This window comes from Mycolicibacterium bacteremicum (assembly GCF_002086115.1).
Taxonomy (GTDB): domain Bacteria; phylum Actinomycetota; class Actinomycetes; order Mycobacteriales; family Mycobacteriaceae; genus Mycobacterium; species Mycobacterium bacteremicum.
Genome location: NZ_MVHJ01000020.1, coordinates 1 through 19,925, shown reverse-complemented (window position 1 = coordinate 19,925; position 19,925 = coordinate 1). Strand labels below are relative to the sequence as shown.

19 protein-coding genes are annotated in these 19,925 nt (G+C 69.0%); 8 read left to right on the top strand and 11 right to left on the bottom strand.

What is annotated here, in order from left to right:
- Nucleotides 1-46: 46 nt before the first annotated feature.
- The 8 genes from BST17_RS20190 to BST17_RS20155 all read right to left on the bottom strand — a co-directional run bounded on the left by BST17_RS20190 (nucleotide 47) and on the right by BST17_RS20155 (nucleotide 10,286).
- Nucleotides 47-2,263: a malate synthase G gene (locus BST17_RS20190; RefSeq protein WP_083060688.1), complete on the bottom strand. Its 2,217-nt coding sequence runs from the start codon at nucleotides 2,261-2,263 to the stop codon at nucleotides 47-49.
- Between the two features lie 41 nt (nucleotides 2,264-2,304).
- Entirely contained in the window at nucleotides 2,305-3,183 is an 879-nt protein-coding gene (locus BST17_RS20185) for a class I SAM-dependent methyltransferase (protein ID WP_083060687.1), read from the bottom strand.
- Nucleotides 3,180-4,232 (bottom strand): hemolysin family protein, encoded by a 1,053-nt coding sequence (locus BST17_RS20180; RefSeq protein WP_083060686.1) that lies wholly within the window; start codon nucleotides 4,230-4,232, stop codon nucleotides 3,180-3,182. Before BST17_RS20180 ends, BST17_RS20185 begins: the two co-directional genes overlap by 4 nt.
- Nucleotides 4,222-5,571, bottom strand: coding sequence for a hemolysin family protein (locus tag BST17_RS20175; protein WP_234807746.1), 1,350 nt, complete (start codon nucleotides 5,569-5,571; stop codon nucleotides 4,222-4,224). The genes BST17_RS20180 and BST17_RS20175 overlap by 11 nt, the downstream gene beginning before the upstream one ends.
- 267 nt (nucleotides 5,572-5,838) lie before the next feature.
- Nucleotides 5,839-7,275: a GuaB1 family IMP dehydrogenase-related protein gene (locus BST17_RS20170; protein WP_083060685.1), complete on the bottom strand. Its 1,437-nt coding sequence runs from the start codon at nucleotides 7,273-7,275 to the stop codon at nucleotides 5,839-5,841.
- A gap of 100 nt (nucleotides 7,276-7,375) precedes the next feature.
- Nucleotides 7,376-8,830, bottom strand: coding sequence for an NADP-dependent phosphogluconate dehydrogenase (gene gndA, locus BST17_RS20165; RefSeq protein ID WP_083060684.1), 1,455 nt, complete (start codon nucleotides 8,828-8,830; stop codon nucleotides 7,376-7,378).
- Nucleotides 8,831-8,907: 77 nt separating this feature from the next.
- A complete protein-coding gene (locus BST17_RS20160) occupies nucleotides 8,908-9,855 on the bottom strand; it encodes a M56 family metallopeptidase (RefSeq protein ID WP_083060683.1) in 948 nt (315 codons plus the stop codon).
- 14 nt (nucleotides 9,856-9,869) lie between these two features.
- On the bottom strand, nucleotides 9,870-10,286 hold the full coding sequence (locus BST17_RS20155) for a BlaI/MecI/CopY family transcriptional regulator (protein ID WP_083060682.1): 417 nt from the start codon (nucleotides 10,284-10,286) through the stop codon (nucleotides 9,870-9,872).
- Between the two features lie 216 nt (nucleotides 10,287-10,502).
- Between BST17_RS20155 and BST17_RS20150 the strand changes: the two genes are divergently transcribed.
- The 8 genes from BST17_RS20150 to BST17_RS20115 all read left to right on the top strand — a co-directional run bounded on the left by BST17_RS20150 (nucleotide 10,503) and on the right by BST17_RS20115 (nucleotide 16,267).
- Nucleotides 10,503-11,282, top strand: coding sequence for an iron reductase (locus BST17_RS20150; protein WP_083060746.1), 780 nt, complete (start codon nucleotides 10,503-10,505; stop codon nucleotides 11,280-11,282).
- 176 nt (nucleotides 11,283-11,458) lie between these two features.
- On the top strand, nucleotides 11,459-11,863 hold the full coding sequence (locus tag BST17_RS20145) for a PaaI family thioesterase (protein WP_083060681.1): 405 nt from the start codon (nucleotides 11,459-11,461) through the stop codon (nucleotides 11,861-11,863).
- A gap of 40 nt (nucleotides 11,864-11,903) precedes the next feature.
- Nucleotides 11,904-12,206: an urease subunit gamma gene (locus BST17_RS20140; protein ID WP_083060680.1), complete on the top strand. Its 303-nt coding sequence runs from the start codon at nucleotides 11,904-11,906 to the stop codon at nucleotides 12,204-12,206.
- Nucleotides 12,207-12,213: 7 nt separating this feature from the next.
- A complete protein-coding gene (locus BST17_RS20135; protein WP_083060679.1) occupies nucleotides 12,214-12,537 on the top strand; it encodes an urease subunit beta in 324 nt (107 codons plus the stop codon).
- A complete protein-coding gene (locus BST17_RS20130) occupies nucleotides 12,534-14,255 on the top strand; it encodes an urease subunit alpha (protein WP_083060678.1) in 1,722 nt (573 codons plus the stop codon). Before BST17_RS20135 ends, BST17_RS20130 begins: the two co-directional genes overlap by 4 nt.
- Nucleotides 14,255-14,929, top strand: a complete 675-nt coding sequence (locus BST17_RS20125) for an urease accessory protein UreF (RefSeq protein WP_083060677.1) — start codon at nucleotides 14,255-14,257, stop codon at nucleotides 14,927-14,929. Before BST17_RS20130 ends, BST17_RS20125 begins: the two co-directional genes overlap by 1 nt.
- Before the next feature lie 23 nt (nucleotides 14,930-14,952).
- Nucleotides 14,953-15,636: an urease accessory protein UreG gene (gene ureG, locus BST17_RS20120; protein ID WP_083060676.1), complete on the top strand. Its 684-nt coding sequence runs from the start codon at nucleotides 14,953-14,955 to the stop codon at nucleotides 15,634-15,636.
- Nucleotides 15,637-15,640: 4 nt separating this feature from the next.
- The gene (locus BST17_RS20115) at nucleotides 15,641-16,267 is read left to right on the top strand and encodes an urease accessory protein UreD (protein WP_083060675.1); all 627 of its coding nucleotides are present in this window, start codon (nucleotides 15,641-15,643) and stop codon (nucleotides 16,265-16,267) included.
- On the opposite strand, the gene BST17_RS20110 is transcribed toward BST17_RS20115, so the two are convergent.
- The 3 genes from BST17_RS20110 to BST17_RS20100 all read right to left on the bottom strand — a co-directional run bounded on the left by BST17_RS20110 (nucleotide 16,264) and on the right by BST17_RS20100 (nucleotide 19,449).
- Nucleotides 16,264-17,649 carry a type II NADH:quinone oxidoreductase Ndh gene (locus BST17_RS20110; protein WP_083060674.1) on the bottom strand — a complete coding sequence of 462 codons (1,386 nt, stop codon included), beginning with the start codon at nucleotides 17,647-17,649 and terminating at the stop codon, nucleotides 16,264-16,266. The two genes, BST17_RS20115 and BST17_RS20110, sit on opposite strands and share 4 nt — an antisense overlap.
- Nucleotides 17,650-17,782: 133 nt before the next feature.
- On the bottom strand, nucleotides 17,783-18,709 hold the full coding sequence (locus BST17_RS20105) for an LLM class F420-dependent oxidoreductase (RefSeq protein ID WP_083060673.1): 927 nt from the start codon (nucleotides 18,707-18,709) through the stop codon (nucleotides 17,783-17,785).
- A gap of 68 nt (nucleotides 18,710-18,777) precedes the next feature.
- A complete protein-coding gene (locus BST17_RS20100; RefSeq protein ID WP_083060672.1) occupies nucleotides 18,778-19,449 on the bottom strand; it encodes an SDR family oxidoreductase in 672 nt (223 codons plus the stop codon).
- Nucleotides 19,450-19,925 lie beyond the last annotated feature (476 nt).

The following is a 19,925-nucleotide window of genomic DNA, read 5'->3' as shown; positions in this document are numbered from 1 at the left end:
CCCTACCCTCTTGTCTCGTCGTGTCGCATGCCCCGCCGAAGTCTAGTCACTGGTTCGCGGCACGCGCCTTGAACTCGCGGCGGCGCCGGTGCAGGATCGGCTCGGTGTAGCCGCTGGGCTGCTGCGCGCCGGACAGGATGAGCTCCTGGGCGGCCTGGAAGGCGATGCTGGCCTCCGGGTCAGGTGCCATCGGCAGGTAGTCGGCGTCACCGGCGTTCTGCTCGTCGACGATGGCGGCCATCCGGCGCAGGCTGGCCTTGACATCACCCTCGGTGATGACACCGTGGCGCAGCCAGTTGGCCAACAGCTGACTCGAGATACGCAGTGTGGCACGGTCTTCCATCAGCGCGACATTGTGGATGTCGGGCACCTTCGAACAGCCGACGCCGGCATCGACCCAGCGCACCACGTAGCCCAGGATCGACTGGCAGTTGTTGTCGACCTCCTCGTGGATCTCGTCGGGCGACCAGGCCAGCTCACCGGCCAGCGGGATGGTGAGCAGCTCGTCGATGGTGGCGCGCTTCTTGCCGGCCAGCTCCTGCTGCACCGCGAAGACGTCGACCTGGTGGTAGTGCATCGCGTGCAGGGTGGCCGCCGTCGGCGAGGGCACCCAGGCGGTGCTGGCACCGGCCTTGGGCTGGCCGATCTTCTGCTCGACCATGTCGGCCATCAGATCGGTCATCGCCCACATACCCTTGCCGATCTGGGCGCGACCGGACAGGCCGGTCGCCAGGCCGGTGTCGACGTTGGCGTCCTCGTAGGCCTTGATCCAGGGCTGACTCTTCATCGCACCCTTACGGATCATCGGGCCGGCCTCCATGGAGGTGTGGATCTCGTCGCCGGTGCGGTCCAGGAAGCCGGTGTTGATGAACACCACCCGGTCGGCGGCGGCCTTGATGCACGCCTTCAGGTTCAGCGTGGTCCGGCGCTCCTCGTCCATGATGCCGACCTTGAGGGTGCCCTGCGGCACGCCGAGGACATCCTCGACACGGGAGAACAGCTCGCAGGTGAACGCCACCTCGTCGGGCCCGTGCATCTTGGGCTTCACGATGTAGACCGAGCCGGTGCGCGAGTTCTTGTAGGGGCCGTTGGCGCCGTCGTTGTCGGCGGCGTCGCGCAGGCCGTGGATGGCGATCAGGCCGGTGAACAGGGCGTCCTGGATGCCCTCGGGGATCTCGTTCCCATCGGCGTCGATGATGGCGTCGTTGGTCATCAGGTGCCCGACATTGCGGACGAACAGCAGGCTGCGCCCGGGCAGGGTCAGCTCGCCCTCGCCGTCCGGGGTGGCGAAGACCCGGTCGGGGTTCAGCACGCGGGTGAAGGACTTACCGCCCTTGGACACCTCTTCGGCCAGATCGCCACGGTTCAGGCCCAGCCAGTTGCGGTAGCCCAGCACCTTGTCCTCGGCGTCGACGGCGGCCACCGAATCCTCGAAGTCCATGATCGTGGTGACCGCGGACTCCAGCACGACGTCCTTGATGCCGGCTTTGTCGCCTGCGCCGACCGGCGAGGACGGGTCGATCAGGATCTCGATGTGCAGGCCGTTGTGCTTGAGCAGCACCGACCACGACGCCGAGCCCAACTCGCCGGTGTAGCCGGCGAAGGCCGACGGATCGGCCAGATGCGCCGACGAGGGTTGGCCCGAGGAGTCGACAGCCAGAGTCAGCTGCCCGTCTTCGATCTTGACCTCGGTGATGTCGGCCCAGGACCCGTCGGCCAGTGGCACCGCCTCGTCGAGGAAGTTGCGGGCGTAGGCGATGACCTTGTCACCGCGGACCTTGTTGTAGGAGGAGCCGGCCTCGGCGCCGCCCTCGTCGGAGATGACGTCGGTGCCGTAGAGCGCGTCGTACAGCGAGCCCCAACGGGCGTTGGCCGCGTTCAGCGCGAAGCGCGCGTTGAGGATCGGCACGACCAGCTGCGGACCCGCGGTCGAGGTGATCTCGGGGTCCACGCCGGAGGTGGTGACGGTGAAGTCGGCGGGCTCGGGGGCCAGGTAGCCGATGTCGGTGAGGAACTGCTTGTACTCGGCGGCGTCGAAGGGGCCGATGACCCGGGCGCGGTGCCACTTGTCGATCTGGGCCTGCAGGTCGTCACGACGGGCGAGCAGATCCTGGTTCTGCGGGGCGAGGTCGGTGACGACCTTGTCCACGCCGGCCCAGAAGCTGTCGGGGTCCACACCGGTGCCCGGCAGCGCCTCATTGGTGATGAAGTCGTGCAGCACCTTGGCGACCCGCAGGTTTCCGACAGTCACGCGTTCGGTCATGATTCCTCCCTTAACAGTCGGTCTAGTTTACCCGTCGGTAACTACGCTCGAACGTCCGCCGGTAGTCCCGCCAGCAGCTGGTCACAGTGCCTCCGCAGCCGCGCCCGCAGCGGCGCGGCGCGCTCGGCGATGTCCTGCTGGGCCTTGACGTACTCGGCACGGCCCGAGGCGGTTTCGACAGCCACCGGTGCAAAACCATAGTCGGTGAGGTCATATGGGCTGGCACACATGTCCAGCACGCGCGCGGCGGCGGCCAGATCCAGGCAGTCCATCAGCAGCTCGGAGTCCACCAGCGGACCCAGCTTGTAGGCCCACTTGTACAGATCCATCCCGGCGTGCACACAGCCGGGCTGCTCGCGGTCGACCTGGCTGTCCCTGGACAACGGCTCGGCGTTGCGCACCGCGGCGGCCGGTGTGAAGAACCGGAACGCGTCGAAATGACTGCACCGCAGCGGCATCGATTCCACCACCGCATCGGTGCCCGCCGACCCCAGCCGCAGTGGCACGGCCGAGTGCCGGACATCGTCGGAGCGGTACACCATGGCCCACTCGTGCAGGCCGAAACAGTTGAACCGGGCCGGCCGGTCCGCGGTGCGGCCCAATAGGCCCGCGACGAAATCGACGGTGTCGCGCCGGGACAGCAGCAGATCCCGCGACACCGACACCAGACCGTCGGACTCGACGTAACCCGTCCGGTTCAGGAACCGCCGCGCGCCCGGTCCGGTCAGCGCCACCCCGAAGCCCGGATGCCAGCGGCGCAGCTGCCGCGGCCGCAGGCTGTAGTAGGTGAACAGGAAGTCCCACACCGGATGCGGCTCGCCGCGCCGGGCCCGCTCGGAGTGCGGGGCCAGGAACGTCTCGGCCCGCCGTCGGTGGGCGGCCTCGCGGGCCGTCCAGACATCCTCGTCGAGCTCGATCACACCCGGTGTGTCCCGTCGCGCACGGTACCGACCAGGTCCTCGACCAGATCCTCCAGCGTGACCATCGCCGTCACCCGGCCGCCGTTGGTCACCAGTGCCAGGTGGCTCTTGTTGCGGCGCAGCCGGGTCAGCGCATCGGGCAGCGGCAGTGTCGAGGGCACCTGGATCAACGGGCGCACCATGGCGGCGTCGAGCACCGTGAGCTCATCGCTGAGCACCGGCAGCACATCCTTGATGTGCAGGTAACCCAGGTAGCTACCGTCGGCATTGGTGACCGGGAACCGGGAGTAGCCGGTCTCCGAGAGCGCCCGCTCCACCGCGGCGATGGTGGGTCCCGCGCCGGGCCGGGCGGCCGGCACCGCATGGATCCGGTCCAGCGGGATGGCCAGGTCGGCCACATGGCGGTCCCGGATCTGCAGGGCGCGGGTCAGCCGGGTGTGCTCCTCGCGGTCGAGCAGCCCCTCCGACAGCGACTCGGCGATCATGTCGGACAACTCCACGGTCGACACCGTGACGTCGAGCTCGTCTTTGGGTTCCACCCGCAGGGCCCGCAGCGTGGTGTTGGCCGCCCAGTTGTAGAACGCGATGAAGGGTTTGGCCGCCCGGATGTAGACCAGATACGGCGGCACCAGCAGCATCGCGGTGCTCTCCGGCCCGGCGATGGCGATGTTCTTGGGCACCATCTCGCCGAGCAGCACGTGCAGGGTGACCACGATGGCCAGCGCGATGACGAACGACACGGTGTGCAGCATCGCCTCGCTGATGCCGATCAGGGCGGCCGGTTTCTCCAGCAGGTGCGCCACCGCGGGCTCGCCGACGCGGCCCAGCAGGATCGAGCAGATGGTGATGCCGAGCTGGGCGCCGGCCAGCATCAGCGACAGATTCTCGCCGGCCCGCATCACCGTCACGGCGCGCTTCTTGCCCTGCTCGGCGAGGGCTTCGAGGCGGTCCCGGCGCGCCGAGATGAGCGCGAACTCGGCCCCGACGAAGAACGCGTTGAGCGCCAGCAGCAGCACCGTCAGCCCGACCGCGAACAGATCACCGCCCATCGGTGTCCTCCTCATCGCCGTCGACCTGGACCAGTTCCAGCAGGTCGATGCGTCGGCCGTCCATCTTGAGCACCCGGGCGTGCCAGCGCACCGCCGGATCGCCGGGCCGGTCCGGATCGAACTCGGTCAGCTCGACGGTCTCGCCGACCTCGGGGATGTGCCCCAGCTTCTCCAGCACCAACCCGCCGATGGTCTCGTAATCACCCTCGGGCGCCCGGAACGGCGTCTCGGAGTCGACCTCGTCGATGCGCAGCAGTCCGGACACCTCCCATCCGGTGCGGCTCTGCACCACATCCGGGGTGGCGTCGTCGTGCTCGTCGCGGACGTCGCCGACGATCTCCTCGATGAGGTCCTCGACGGTGACCATGCCCGCGGTGCCGCCGTATTCGTCGACCACCATGGCGGTCTGGATGCCGTTGCCGCGGATCTGCGTCATCACCGCATCGCCGTCCAGGGTGGACGGCACCGTCGGCACCGGCACCGCCAGCCGGGACAGCGGGGTTCGTGCGCGCAGCTCGGCGGGCACCTCGAACACCTGCTTGACGTGCACCATCCCGACGGTCTGGTCCAGGTCGCCGTCCACGATCGGGAACCGCGAGTATCCGGTGCGGATCGCGGCGGCCATCAGATCGGCGACGGTGTCCTCGATCTCCAGCGACTCGATCTTCGAGCGTGGGGTCATCAGTTCCTCGGCCGAGCGGTCGCCGAACTGCAGGGAGCGGTCGACCAGCAGCGCGGTGTCGGCATCCAGCGATCCGCTGCGTGCCGAGGTGCGCACCAGCGACACCAGTTCCTGCGGGGAGCGGGCCGAGCGCAGTTCCTCGGCCGGTTCGATGCCCAGCCGGCGCAGGATCCAGTTCGCGGTGCCGTTGGTGGCCTTGATCACCGGGGTGAACAGCTTGGAGAAGTACCACTGCGGTGCGGCGGCGAAGCGCGCGGTGGGCAGCGGTTTGGCGACGGCCAGGTTCTTGGGCACCAGCTCACCGAAGATCATCGAGACCGATGTCGCGATCAGCAGGGCCAGCGCCAGTGCGATACCGCTGACCCAGTCGGCCGGGATCCGGATCGCGGTCAGTGGTGTGTAGAGCAGCCGGGCGACGACGGGCTCGGCGAGGTAACCGGTGGCCAGTGTGGTGATCGAGATGCCGAGTTGGGCGCCGGACAGCTGAAACGACAGCGAGCGGTGTGCCTTGCGGACGAATTGGTCGCGTCGTCCGCCCGCGCGGGCGTTGGCCTCGACGATGCTGCGTTCCAGGGCGGTCAGCGAGAACTCGGCGGCCACGAATATCGCGGTGCCCGCGGTCAGCAGGACGAACGCGAGCAGGCTCAGGAGGGTCATGGTGAGATTCACGGCCACCTCACCGGATGGCTGCCGGGCCGCATGCCCGGCCGACTAGGGGACGGCTCGCCGTCGCCCGGTTCGCTGCCCGGGGCCGGTGTGCCCAGCGGTATCCCCGGGCCCACCTGCGAACCGGGGGTCTCCACGGGTGCCTGTGGCACGGGGTCCCTCTCTGTTGGTCGGTGATGTCATCCGGCGACGGAATCGCTATATGTTAGCCGCCCGCGGCGCACCGGATGTCAGCCGCCTGCGGCGGACCGGCCGCAGTCACCAACCGGTCGGCAGTGGATGACCCTCGGCGAATCCGGCGGCGGACTGGACGCCGAGGATCACCTTGTCGTGCAGTTCGGGCAGCGTGGTCGCGCCGACATAGGTGCAGGTGCTGCGCACACCGGAGGTGATGTGGTCCAGCAGGTCCTCCACGCCGCCGCGGTGCGGGTCCAGGCTCATCCGCGAGCTGGAGATGCCCTCCTCGAACAATGCCTTACGGGCGCGGTCGAACGCCCCGTCGCCGGCGGTGCGGGCGGCGACCGCGCGCTTGGAGGCCATCCCGTAGCTCTCCTTGAACGGGTGGCCGTCGCGGTCGCGCAGCAGATCACCGGGGGACTCGTAGGTGCCGGCGAACCAGGAGCCGATCATCACGTTGGACGCGCCGGCGGCCAGCGCCAGCGCCACATCGCGCGGATGCCGCACGCCGCCGTCGGCCCACACGTGGCCGCCGAGTTCGGATGCCGCCGCGGCACATTCGACGACGGCGGAGAACTGCGGCCGTCCCACGCCGGTCATCATCCGGGTGGTGCACATGGCACCGGGGCCGACCCCGACCTTGACGATCGAGGCGCCCGCATTGATCAGGTCCCGGGTGCCCTCGGCCGAGACGACGTTGCCCGCGGCCAGCGGCAGACCCAGGTCCAGCGCGGCGACGGCGGCGACCGCGTCCAGCATCTTGGCCTGGTGCCCGTGGGCGGTGTCGATGACCAGCACGTCGGCGCCCGCCTCGGCGAGCCCGCGGGCCTTGGCGCCGACATCGCCGTTGATGCCCACCGCGGCGGCGATGCGCAGCCGGCCGGCCGCGTCGACGGCGGGGGAGTAGATGCCGGCGCGCACCGCGGCGGTGCGGGTGAGCACCCCGGCCAGCTCACCGGTCGCATCGGTCAGCACCGCGACGTCGACGGGGGCATGCTCCAGCAGGTCGAAGATCTTGCGCGGATCGGTTCCCGCCGGCGCGGTGACGAAATCGCTGACGGCCACGTCGCGAACCCGGGCGAAGCGGTCCACCCCGGCGCAGCCGGCCTCGGTGACCACACCGATGGGCCTGCCCTCGGACACCACGACGGCCGCGCCGTGCGCGCGCTTGTTGATCAACGCCAGCGCGTCGGACACCGAGTCGTCGGGGGCCAGTTGTACAGGGGTGTCGGCCACCAGGTCGCGGCTCTTGACGAAGTCGACGGTGTGCTGCACCGCCGAGAGCGGCAGGTCCTGGGGGAGCACCACGATGCCGCCGCGGCGGGCCACCGTCTCGGCCATCCGCCGGCCGGCCACCGCAGTCATGTTGGCGACGACCACCGGGATGGTGGTGCCCGATCCGTCGACGGTGGACAGGTCCACGTCGAATCGGGAGGCGGCCTCCGAGCGGCCCGGCACGATGAAGACGTCGTTGTAGGTCAGGTCGTACGGGGGCCGGTGGCCGTCGAGGAAACGCATACCTCGAGTCTAGTGCGCTCGGCCCCTCCGGCGAGCAGACGCGTCTACCCCTGGAACCGTGGCAGAAAAGGGGTGTACGCGTCTGCTCACCAGCAGAAAGTCAGGCCTCGACCTCGGTGCGGTCCCCGCTCCACAGGGTGTGGAACCGCTTGTCGCGATCGGTGTCGATGCGCCCGTAGGTGTGTGCGCCGAAGAAGTCGCGCAGGCCCTGGGTCAGGGCGGCGGGCAGCCGCTCGGTGCGCAGACCGTCGTAATAGGACAGCGCCGAGCTGAACCCGGGGATCGGGATGCCGAGCTCGGTGGCCTTGACCACGACGCGGCGCCAGCTGTCGATCGCCGCCTCGATGGCGTCGCGGAAGTACGGGTCCACGATCAGCGTCGGCAGGTCGGCGTTGTTGTCGAACGCATCGGTGATCCGGTTGAGGAACTTGGCCCGGATGATGCAGCCGCCGCGCCAGATCCGTGCCATGTCGCCGGGGGTGATGTCCCAGCCGTATTCGGCCGAGCCCGCCTGGATCTGGTTGAAGCCCTGGGCGTAGGCGATGATCTTCGAGGCGTACAGGGCCTGGCGGATGTCCTCGGTGAACTGCGCTGCGTCGCTCGGCTTTTCCCCGAGGTCCCCCGATGCCAGGCCCGTGGTGGCCGTGCGCTGGGCGACCGAGCCCGACAGTGCACGGGCGAAGACGGCTTCGGCGATGCCGGTGACCGGGACGCCGAGATCGAGCGCGGACTTGACCGTCCAGCGGCCGGTGCCCTTCTGCTCGGCCTCGTCCAGGATCAGGTCGACCAGCGGTGTGCCGGTCTTGGCGTCGACCTGCTTGAGCACCTCGGCGGTGATCTCGATGAGATAGCTGTCCAGATCGCCCTTGTTCCACTCGGCGAACACCTCGGCGATATCGGCCGCGGCCAGGCCCAGCCCGTCGCGCAGCAGCTGGTAGGCCTCGCCGATGAGCTGCATGTCGGAGTACTCGATGCCGTTGTGCACCATCTTGACGAAGTGCCCGGCGCCGTCGGGGCCGATGTGGGTGCAGCAGGGCACGCCGTCGACGTGCGCGGAGATCTCCTCCAGCAGCGGGCCGAGGGACACATAGGACTCGGCGGGCCCACCCGGCATGATCGACGGGCCGTTGAGCGCGCCCTCCTCACCGCCGGAGATGCCGGCGCCGACGAAGTGCAGGCCCCGCTCGCGGATGGCCTTCTCGCGGCGGATGGTGTCGGTGTAGAGCGCGTTGCCACCATCGATGATGATGTCGCCTTCTTCCATGGCGTCGGCGAGCTCGTTGATCACGGCGTCGGTCGGGTCACCGGCCTTGACCATGATCAGCACCCGGCGTGGCTTCTCCAGCGCATCGAGGAACTCGGCGATGGACTCGCTGCGGATGAAGTTGCCGTCGGCGCCGTGCTCGGCCAGCAGCGCGTCGGTCTTGGCGATCGAACGGTTGTGCAGCGCAACGGTGTAACCGTGCCGGGCGAAGTTCCGCGCGATATTGGATCCCATGACCGCGAGGCCGGTGACCCCGATCTGTGCCTTACCGGTATTGCCCGAGTTGGTCATGCGGGAGCCTTTCGCGTCGATGTGTGTCTGGCTGATCTTTCCCTGACCAGATCGCCATCGGGACGCCGGGTAATCCGCTAGCTGCTGAACAGGCGGTGCAGTTCGGTCAGCCAGGGCAGCGCCAGCGCCACGGTGGGGACGATCAGGATGGCCGCCGCCGCCGTGTAGGCGGCCACCGCCAGGGCAAGACTATTGCCCTCGCCGCACAGCCGCTCGACCCGCACCACGGTCGTCGGACCGCCGGCGGCCAGCGCACCGGAGGGGGTGCGGCCACCGGCGCAGGCCACCAGCGCCCGCGCCAGTGGGGTGGGGCCGGCGACCCGCACGGCGGCATCGTCGGCCAGCAGTTCGATCAGCAGGCGCACCGCGTCCAGGGCGTTGCCGCTGCGGACGAAGCGCGGGAAGGCGCGGTGCACGGCGGTGAACATCTCCAGCACCAGGTCATGGCGGGCGCGCAGGTGGGCGCGTTCGTGGGTGAGGATGGCCGAGATCTCGCTCTCCGACAGCGAGGTCAGGGTTCCCTCGCTGACCACCACCCGGCTGCGCACGCCGGGCAGGCAGTAGGCCATCGGCTGCGCCACGTCCAGGATGCGCAGACCCGCCGGCCGCCGCGCCGGCGTGCTGATCTCATCGCGGCACCTGCCGACCAGATCGACCACCATGCGATGGCGCGCGCGACGGCGCCGGGTGGCGACGCCGACCTGGATGACGGCGACGATCAGCCGGGCGCCGATCATCAGCGTCAGCGCGAAGACCACCACGTACAGCGCCCACAGTGGCCAGCCCAACACCGCGATCTCGCTGGTCAAGGTGGCGGTGGGACGTCCGTCGGGACCCGGGACGAACAACCGGCTGGCGATGGCGATGCCGGCGGAAAACGCCGAGAGGACCGCGGCCAGCGCGATGGCCTGCCACAACACGATCGCCGCGCGGGGCGCCCGCAGCGGCCAGGAGGCACGTGCCAGCAGGGCGGGCACCGGACCGACGAGCGCCAGCGCGACGACGGAGAAGGCCAGCGCGGACACGCCGTCAGTGTCTCTCAGTCGGTACCGGAATTGCCAGTCGGTGTGACCGGCATGTGCTTGGCTTCCAGTTCTGCCAGCGCACGGCGCAGCGCGGCGGCCTCATCGGCACCCACCCGCTCGACGAAGTGCACCAGGGCCGCCTCGCGACTACCGGAGTCGGCGGCCTGATCGAGCGCGTCCACCATCAATCCGGCGACCAGCTCGTCGCGGCCGTGGGTCGGGGCATAGCGGTGGGCCCGGTCGTCGCGGTGCTGGACGACCAGGTTCTTCTTCGCCAGGCGCTGCAGCACCGTCATGATCGTGGTGTAGGCAAGGTCGCGGCGTGCGGCCAGCGCCTCGTGAACCTGGCGCACCGTCTGCGGTTCGCGCGAGGTCCAGAGGTGGTCCATCACTTCGCGCTCGAGTTCGCCGAGTCGCGTCAACTTAGCCATCTTTCGTTCACTCCCCTGAGCAATGAAAACAGCGTACTACGCGGTTACTACCGTGCGTCGTATCCAATCACCGACCCGCGTCCTCCGCTCGGCGGCGGACCCTCCTGTGCCGGTCAAAGGCTATTTCCGGGTTTCCTGTGAGTCCAGTCACAGGCACTGGCCCCGTTGCCGACTGTGACTATAGTAAGGCTAACCTAACCACAGAAGGAGGTGCTGATGACGGTCGTGGTCGACGATCCACTGATCGCACGCATGTCGATTCGGCGGGCGCTGCCGCTACACGAATCCAGCCGCCGACTGCGCGAGCTGTATCCGGAATGCCCGCGGGTGTATGGCGTGGCCGTGATGGGCGATCTGTCCCGGCGGCGCTGGTGGCCGCTCATCGAGGTGGTCACCACCGACCGGCTGCGCCTCATGTTCGACGCCGCGGTCGCCGAGACCGACAGCAGGGCCGCGGTGGCCCAGCAGCTGGCCGCGACGTTGTCGCACGTGGTGATCGGGCGGGTGGTGCCCCTGGTCGCGCTGGAGGGACGCGCCTGGGACACCGGGCTGGAGAACCTCTGGGTGCACGTCGATTCCGAAGGCGCGATCGACTGGGTCGGTGTGGTCGACCCGACCCTGCGTGCGCTTCCCGACGACCCGCAGCTGGTGCAACGCTGCACCGCCGGCTCGGTGCGCTCCCGGCGCGACGGCATCGTGGCGCTGCCCAGCGAGGCGGCGCTGACCACCTGGGTGGCCCACCGCAGCCACCGCGCGCTGGCCCCGCTGTTCGCCAGGTTGCACGACGTGAGCGAGGGCGCCATCTCGATCGCGGCGATGTGGAACATCGTGGGTGCCGCCGTGGTGGGTGCGTCCACCCAGGTGCCACTGCTGGCCGGGTCCAGCGAGCTGACGAGTATGTGCCGTGGCCAGGCGATCCTGGACGCCCTGGTCGGGTTCGGCCTGCCGGTGCGCGGCTCGGGCAGGAACGCCGCCGGGAAGGCCTTGCTAAATTAGGGCAGCCTTGCCTATCCTGTTCATGCGAGGCTAACGGACCGAGCCGGAGTCCTGAGGGCTGCAGAGACCCCCGGTCCACTCGAAGGAAGGGCCCCACGCATCACGCGTGGGGCCCTTCCGCATATGGCGGGTACTGCCCTGCCGGCCTGCGCGTCGCGAGGTGTAGACACTGACTCGTGACTTCTTCCGTGCCGCCCGGCCTCGGCGCCGGCTTCGACAGCGAACTGGGACTGCAGTATCTGGAGGTGACGCCGGACGGCGGGCGCGCCCGCTTGGTGATCACCGACAAGGTCAAGCAACCGTGGGGGATCGTGCACGGAGGTGTCTACTGCGCCATCGTCGAGAGCCTGGCCAGCGTGTCCGGCCACGTGTGGCTGGCCGAGCACGGTGGCGGCACCGTCGTGGGGGTCAACAACAACACCGACTTCCTGCGCGCCATCAAATCCGGCACCGTGACGGCGGTTTCAACACCCATCCACCGCGGGCGACGCCAGCAGCTGTGGTTGATCACCATCACCGACGAGGACGACCGCACCGTCGCGCGCGGCCAGGTCCGGCTGCAGAACGTCGCCGACGACTGAGCGCTGCCGATTTCGCGGCAGCGTGGCAGGATCGCGCACTATGCGTTTGTCGCCGCATGAACAGGAACGGCTGCTCATCTCCTACGCCGCAGACCTGGCGCGCCGCCGCCAGGACCGCGGCCTGAAGCTCAACCACCCGGAGTCGGTGGCGCTCATCACCGATCACATCCTGGAGGGCGCCCGCGACGGCCGGACCGTCGCCGAACTGATGGTCAGCGGGCGCGAGGTGCTGACCCGCGAGCAGGTGATGGACGGTATCCCCGAGATGCTGCACGACGTCCAGGTCGAGGCGACATTCCCCGACGGCACCAAGCTCGTCACCGTCCACCATCCGATCCCGTGAGGCGGCCATGACCTCGATACCCGGTGAAATCCTCTACGGCGAGGGTGAAATCGAGCTCAACGAGGGCGCACCGCGGTTGACCCTGGAGGTGGTCAACAGCGGCGACCGCCCGGTCCAGGTCGGCAGCCACGTGCATCTGCCGCAGGCCAACACCGCCCTGGCCTTCGACCGCGCCGCGGCGCACGGGCACCGCCTCGACATCCCGGCCGGGACCGCGGTGCGATTCGAACCCGGTATCGCCCAGACCGTGTCGCTGGTCCCGTTGCGCGGCAGCCGTGAGGTCCACGGCCTGTCGCTGAACCCGCCCGGAAGATTGGACGCCCCGCAGTGACCGCCCTCTCCCGTGAGCGCTACGCCGCCCTGTTCGGTCCCACCGCCGGTGACCGGATCCGCTTGGCCGACACCGATCTGGTCATCGAGATCACCGAGGACCGCAGCGGCGGACCCGGTCTGGCCGGCGACGAGGCCGTCTTCGGCGGCGGCAAGGTGCTGCGCGAATCCATGGGACAGTCCCGGGCGACCCGGGCCGACGGGGCGCCCGACACCGTCATCACCGGCGCGGTGATCCTGGACCACTGGGGAATCATCAAGGCCGACATCGGTATCCGCGACGGCCGCATCGTCGCGATCGGCAAGGCGGGCAACCCCGAGATCATGTCGGGGGTGCACCCGGACCTGGTGGTCGGTCCGTCGACCGAGATCATCGCCGGCAACGGGCGCATCGTGACCGCGGGCGCCATCGACTGTCACGTCCACCTCATCTGTCCGCAGATCATGGAGGAGGCGCTCGGCGGCGGGATCACCACCATCGTCGCCGGCGGCACCGGGCCGGCCGAGGGGAGCAAGGCCACCACGGTCACCCCGGGCTCGTGGCATCTGGCCCGGATGTTGGAGGCGCTGGATTCCTGGCCGCTGAATGTCGCGCTGCTCGGCAAGGGCAACACCGTCAGCCATGAGGCGATGTGGGAGCAACTGCGCGGCGGGGCAGCCGGATTCAAGCTGCACGAGGACTGGGGGACCACCCCGGCCGCTATCGACGCCTGCCTCACCGTCGCCGACGCCGCCGGCGTGCAGGCCAACATCCACACCGACACCCTCAACGAGATGGCCTTCGTCGAGGACACGCTGGCCGCCATCAAGGGCCGGTCCATCCACGCCTATCACACCGAAGGCGCCGGCGGCGGGCACGCACCCGACATCATCACCGTCGCCGCACACCCCAACGTGCTGCCGAGTTCGACGAACCCGACCCGCCCGCACACCGTCAACACCCTCGACGAACATCTCGACATGCTGATGGTGTGCCACCACCTGAACCCGCGGATTCCCGAGGATCTCGCCTTCGCCGAGAGCCGGATCCGGCCGTCGACCATTGCCGCCGAGGACCTGCTGCACGATATCGGTGCCATCTCGATGATCGGCTCGGACGCCCAGGCCATGGGCCGCATCGGTGAGGTGGTGCTGCGCACCTGGCAGACCGCCCACGTGATGAAGAAGCGCCGGGGAGCGCTGGAAGGCGACGGAGCGGCTGACAACAACCGGGCCCGCCGGTACGTCGCCAAATACACGATCTGCCCGGCGGTGGCGCACGGCCTGGACGGCGAGATCGGGTCGGTCGAGGTCGGCAAGCTCGCCGATCTGGTGCTGTGGGAACCGGCCTTCTTCGGTGTGCGCCCACACGCCGTGCTCAAGGGCGGCATGATCGCGTGGGCGGCGATGGGGGACGCCAACGCGTCCATCCCGACGCCGCAGCCGGTGCTGCCGCGGCCGATGTTCGGCGCCGCCCCGGTGGCCGCGGCGGCCACCTCGGTGCATTTCGTCGCGCCCGCCGCGGTCGAGGACGGCCTGGCCGATCGCCTGGACATCCGGCGAAAGCTGGTTCCGGTCAAGAACGTTCGGCACATCGGCAAGGCGCAGATGCCGCTCAACGATGCCACGCCACGCATCGAAGTGGACCCCGACACCTTCACCGTCCGCATCGACGGCGATGTGTGGACCGCACAACCGGCCGCCGAACTGCCGATGGCGCAGCGCTATTTCCTGTTCTGATGTTCACCCAGTCTGCCCACCAGTTGGCCACCCTGCTCACCCTTGCCGATTCGCGGCTGCCGACCGGCGGGCACGTGCACTCCGGCGGGATCGAGGAGGCGATCACCACGGGCCGGGTCAGTGACCTCGGCACCCTGCGGGCCTACCTGCGCCGCCGGATCGGCACCCAGGGATTGGTGAGCGCCTCGGTGGCCGCGGCCGTGCACTCCGGGGGCCTCACCGTCGAATCGGCCGACGCCGAAACCGACGCTCGCACACCGTCTCCGGCGGCCCGCGCGGCCTCGCGCGCCCAGGGACGCGGACTGCTGCGGCTGGCGAAGCGGGTGTGGCCGCAGTTCGGGGCGCCGAACGCCGGCCCGTCGGTATGGGAATCGGTGGGCGCCAGACCCCATCTGCCGGTGGTGGCCGGCGTGGTGGGCCGCGCCAGTGACATCGCCCCCGAGCACACCGCGCTGTCGCTCGTCTACACCACGATGACCGGCTCGGCGACCGCGGCGCAGCGCCTGCTGGCCCTGGATCCCGCCGACGTGGCCGCCCTGACCTTCGAGCTGTCCGCGCTGTGCGAGCAGACCGCCGCGCAGGCGGTCAAGGAGCTCGCAGATCTGTCCGACCCCCTGCTCGACGTGCTGGCCGAGCACCACGCCGCCCGGGAGCGGCCGCTGTTCTCCTCCTGACCGACATCTACCGAAGGACCGATATGCCACCACACCTGATCGACGGCGAACCACACACCCATCAGCACGACCGGCCCAAGCGGGTCCGGCAGCCGGGGGAGCCGCTGCGCATCGGGATCGGCGGGCCGGTCGGCTCGGGCAAGACCGCGTTGACCGCCGCGCTGTGCCGGCAGTTGCGCGACGAACTCTCGTTGGCCGTGCTGACCAACGACATCTACACCACCGAGGACGCCGATTTCCTGCGCCGGCACGCCGTGTTGCCCGATGAGCGCATCACCGCCGTGCAGACCGGCGGCTGCCCGCACACCGCGATCCGCGATGACATCACCGCGAACCTGGACGCGATCGACGATCTGATCGCGGCGAACCCGCGGCTGGATCTCATCCTCGTCGAGTCCGGCGGTGACAACCTGACGGCGACGTTCTCCTCCGGTCTCATCGACGTCCAGATCTTCGTCATCGATGTTGCCGGCGGGGACAAGGTGCCGCGCAAGGGCGGTCCGGGGGTGACGTTCTCGGATCTGTTGGTGATCAACAAGACCGACCTGGCGCCGATGGTCGGGGCGGACCTCGATGTCATGCGCCGCGATTCGACCGCGGTGCGCGGGGACCGGCCGTTCGTGCTCATCTCGCTGACCGACGACCCGACCGCGGGACCGGTGCTGCAGTGGGTGCGCGACCAGCTGCAGGTTCCGGTGTCGGGCTGACATCGTGCGTTCCGATGTCCTGCTGGTGGCGCGACCCGGGCGCGGGCCGCACATCGAATGCACCGGCGGATTGACCGCCCGGCGCACGGGCACCGACACGGTGCATCTGCTCTCGGCCGCGGCCACCCCACTCGGCGGTGACACCATCGCGGTCCGGATCATCGTCGAGGCCGGGGCCAAGCTGCGGGTGCGGTCGGTCGCGGCCACCCTGGTGCTGCCCAGCGTCGCCACCCCCGAATCGCACAGCACGTGGGACTTCCAGGTGCACGGGGCGTTGGACGTCGACCCCGAGCCGACCGTGATCGCCGGTAGCTCACGGCATCTCACGCTCACCCGGTTGCACCTGGGCGACACCGGGCGGGCGCGGATTCGTGAGCGCATCCAGATCGGCAGGCAGGGCGAGCCGGACGGCTACTGGACCGGATCCCTGCACGCCGATGTCGTGGGCACGCCGTTGCTGCGGCACCGGGTGGAGCTGGGCACCGACTCGGTGGCCGATGACGAGATCACCGCACCCCGTGCCTGCATCAGCGAATTACGTTATCCGCAGACCGATTTCGACGGCGCCGGCACGGTACTGGAACTCGCCGCCGGTGGCGCGTTGTCCACCTGGCAGGGCGAGCGGCTCTAGCTGGCGGCTTTCTCGTTCTCCTGCACGGCCGCCGCGATCTCCTGTAGCTCCTCGATCCGGGTGCGGGCGTAGGCCTGCTGCTCGGTGATGGTCAGCTGACCACGCTGCCTGCTCAGGAACGTCACGGCCCAGGACAGCAGGGTGGCGATCTTGGTCTTGAAGCCGACCAGGTAGATCAGGTGCAGGCCGAGCCAGGCGAGCCAGGCGATGAACCCGCCGAACTCGAGCTTGCCGACCTTGGCCACGGCGTTCCACTTCGAGACGGTCGCCATCGACCCCTTGTCGAAGTACTTGAAGGGCACCCGCGGCTTCGGCTTGGTGCCGTGTGCCCGGGCGGCCGCCTCGTTCTTCACGATCGCGGCGACGTACTTGCCACCCTGGATCGCGCCCTGTGCCATACCCGGCACGCCCGGCACGAACGCCATATCGCCGATGACGAACACGTTGGAATGTCCGGGGATCGACAGATCGGGGTTGACCACCACGCGGCCGGCGCGATCCACCTCGGTGTCGGACTGCGCCGCCAGATCCTTACCCAGCGGGCTGGCCTGCACACCGGCCGACCACACCTTGCAGGCCGATTCGATGCGGCGCAGGGTGCCATCCTTGTCCTTGACGGTGATGCCGTTGCGGTCGACATCGGTCACCATCGCGTTCAGCTGGATCTCGACGCCCATCTTCTCCAGGCGTTCCTTGGCCTTGAGGCCGAGCTTCTCACCCATCGGCGGCAGCACCGCGGGGGCGGCGTCGAGCAGGATGACGTGCGCTTCGGTGGGGTCGATGTGGCGGAAGCTGCCCTTGAGGGTCTGGTCCGAGAGCTCCTGGATCTGCCCGGCCATCTCGACGCCGGTGGGGCCGGCGCCGACGACGACGAATGTCAGCAGCTTCTTGCGGCGTTCCGGGTCGCTGGATCGCTCGGCCTGCTCGAAGGCGCCCAGGATGCGACCGCGCAGCTCCAGGGCATCGTCGATGGTCTTCATACCGGGCGCCCATTCGGCGAAGTGATCGTTGCCGAAGTAGGACTGACCGGCGCCGGCGGCCAGGATCAGCGTGTCATAGGGGGTGGCGTAGTCATGTCCGAGCAGTTCGGAGTGCACCACCTGGTTGGCCAGGTCGACGTGGGTGACGTCGCCGAGCAGCACCTGGGCGTTGCGCTGTTTGCGCAGGATGAGCCGGGTCGGCGGGGCGATCTCACCCTCGGAGATGATGCCGGTCGCGACTTGGTACAGCAGCGGCTGGAACAGGTGATGGGTGGTGCGCGCGATCAACTTGACGTCGACATCGGTGCGCTTGAGCGCCTGCGCGGCGTTCAGGCCACCGAATCCCGACCCGATGATGACGACCTTGTGCCGATCCGACGCCGTAGCTCCGGGGTGGCTCATTTCTGCTCCTAGAGAAGTGCTTTGTTAGTACAACCCTAGGGTAGTCGGTGGCCATCCCACCAGCGCGGTGAGATGGCGCACCGCACCGACTGTTCACCCCGGGGTTGTCGCGTCTGCGCTGTCCCTGGGCCGGTTACCCCGAAATGAGCGGTTTGAGCGCCTCGGCCACGGCGGTCACGCCGCCGGGGGTGTAGCCGCCCACGGTGAAGCCGCTCAGGATCACGCCGTCGACACCGGCGTCGAACACCTTCTCCTTGAGCTGCTGGGCCACCTGCTCGGGTGCGCCGTAGACGGCCTGTTGCTTGAAATCGTCCGGGATGAGGTCGGCGGTGTACTGCTCGCCGATCAGCGCGACGGCCAGCACGCTGGTCTCCAGTGTGGCCGGGTCGCGGTCGATCTTCTCGCACGCCTGGTTGACCACCGAGACCTTGCGGGGCAGCTCGTCGAAGCCGGCGATGATGTTGAGGTGGTCGAAGTGGCGGGCGGCCAGGGGGATGGTCTTCTTCTCGCCGCTGCCGCCGATCATCAGCGGAATATGGTCGCGGAAGCGGGGATTGGCGAACGCCTCCTGCGTCTTGTAGTACCGGCCGTCGTAGGTGACGCGGTCGCCCTTGAGCATCGGCAGGATGATCTCGAGTGCCTCGTCGAGCTTGTTGAACCGGTCGGTGAAGGTGCCGAACTCATAGCCGAGGCTGTCGTGTTCGAGCTGGAACCAGCCGGTGCCGATGCCCAGCACGGCGCGCCCCTGGCTGATCACGTCCAGGGTGGTGATCTCCTTGGCCAGCAGCGTCGGGTTGCGGTAGGTGTTGCCGGTGACCAGTGTGCCGAGCTGCACGTTCTCGGTCGCCGACGCCAGTGCACCCAGCAGCGTGTACGCCTCCAGCATCGGTTCCTCGGGGGCACCGATACCGGGCAGCTGGTAGAGGTGGTCCATCACGAAGACGGAGTCGAACCCCGCCTGTTCCGCCTCGCGCGCCTGCGCGACGACCGTCGGGAAGATGTCGGAAACGGCTGTGCCGTAGGAGAAGTTCGGGATCTGGAGTCCGAGTCGAATCGTCATGTGGCTCACGTAACCACATCGAAGCGGAGAATTCGCCCCGTTTAGCTCCCGGCGAACGCCGGAATATCTCAGCCGAAGCTTGCCAACGCGCCCTGGCTGACATGCAGCGTCTCGCCGGTGATGTGGCGGGCGGACGGCGTCGTGAGAAACAGTGCGAGACGGGTGATCTCGTCGGCTGTCGAACCCGCCGCCGGGCCGGTGCCGAGGTAGCCTGCCTCCGCGCTGCGGCCGGCGGCGATGGTGTTGATCGTGATCCCGCGGATGCCGAAGTGCGAGGCCTGCCCGGCGGTCCAGTTCGACAGCGCGGCCTTGATCGCGGCGTCAGCGCTGCCCTCGGCCGGGTTCTCGGGCACCACGTTCAGGATCGATCCGCCCGAGCTGAGCTGATCGCCGAGCACCGTGACGGTCAGCACCGCCGAGAGCACGGTCGTGTCCAGGGCGTGTCGCCAGGCTGCGGCCCGATCGGCCAGCGAGTGCGTGCGTGGGTCGCCGGCGTTCCACCGGGCGGCCGGGATGTTGACGATGCCGTCGAGATGCTGGGGGAGCGTGCCTCGCGCGGCTTCCAGGCTGGCCGGGTCGATGCTGTCGAGGACCACGAAATCGACATCGAGTTCCTTGGCCGCCACTTCCAGTTCGGCGCGACGGGCGCCCGCGATGACCACGCTGTGGCCGGCATCGCGGAAGCCGCCGGCGATCTGGCGGCCGAGGTCGGTGTCGCCACCGGTGAGCAGCACGTGCATCGAACCCTCCTTGGCTCAGCGCTGAGTCAGCGAACGCCGTCGATGTTACTGGACGGTAGCTAGCGCGCGAAATCCGACGCGCCCGGTCCGTCGCGCCCGGTAACGAATTCGGGCGGTGTGGCGACAGATCGTCGAGACCCGCCGACCGGGCGTCGTCGCCGTTGCCGCACTCCGTCGGGAGTGCTTCTAGCCAGCAACGGCTCATTGGGCTGTCTGCGTCGAAAAACGCAGTGTGCAGCTATCTTCGGGTAAAACACTCCTGAAAGCAACGCACACTTGCGTCACGGCCGTAACACGGTATTTTCTTCTCCATGGATCAGTCGGACGTGAATTCCTCACACCGCAGGCGACTTGCTGCGGGCCTGGCGGCGGCCGCCGCGGCAGGCGCGACCGCGGCGGCGCTGACGCTGCCGGTGTCGCATGCCGAGCCGGCTCCGGCTCCGCCGGCCCCGGCGCCCGCTGATCCCACCCCGCCT

Coding starts and splice junctions, on each gene's coding strand:
- BST17_RS20190 (WP_083060688.1), bottom strand. CDS start 2,263: ATGACCGAACGCGTGACTGTCGGAAACCTGCGGGTCGCCAAGGTGCTG.
- BST17_RS20180 (WP_083060686.1), bottom strand. CDS start 4,232: ATGGGCGGTGATCTGTTCGCGGTCGGGCTGACGGTGCTGCTGCTGGCG.
- BST17_RS20175 (WP_234807746.1), bottom strand. CDS start 5,571: ATGACCCTCCTGAGCCTGCTCGCGTTCGTCCTGCTGACCGCGGGCACC.
- BST17_RS20170 (WP_083060685.1), bottom strand. CDS start 7,275: ATGCGTTTCCTCGACGGCCACCGGCCCCCGTACGACCTGACCTACAAC.
- gndA (WP_083060684.1), bottom strand. CDS start 8,830: ATGACCAACTCGGGCAATACCGGTAAGGCACAGATCGGGGTCACCGGC.
- BST17_RS20155 (WP_083060682.1), bottom strand. CDS start 10,286: ATGGCTAAGTTGACGCGACTCGGCGAACTCGAGCGCGAAGTGATGGAC.
- BST17_RS20150 (WP_083060746.1), top strand. CDS start 10,503: ATGACGGTCGTGGTCGACGATCCACTGATCGCACGCATGTCGATTCGG.
- BST17_RS20140 (WP_083060680.1), top strand. CDS start 11,904: ATGCGTTTGTCGCCGCATGAACAGGAACGGCTGCTCATCTCCTACGCC.
- BST17_RS20135 (WP_083060679.1), top strand. CDS start 12,214: ATGACCTCGATACCCGGTGAAATCCTCTACGGCGAGGGTGAAATCGAG.
- BST17_RS20125 (WP_083060677.1), top strand. CDS start 14,255: ATGTTCACCCAGTCTGCCCACCAGTTGGCCACCCTGCTCACCCTTGCC.
- ureG (WP_083060676.1), top strand. CDS start 14,953: ATGCCACCACACCTGATCGACGGCGAACCACACACCCATCAGCACGAC.
- BST17_RS20110 (WP_083060674.1), bottom strand. CDS start 17,649: ATGAGCCACCCCGGAGCTACGGCGTCGGATCGGCACAAGGTCGTCATC.
- BST17_RS20105 (WP_083060673.1), bottom strand. CDS start 18,709: ATGACGATTCGACTCGGACTCCAGATCCCGAACTTCTCCTACGGCACA.
- BST17_RS20100 (WP_083060672.1), bottom strand. CDS start 19,449: ATGCACGTGCTGCTCACCGGTGGCGACACCGACCTCGGCCGCCAGATC.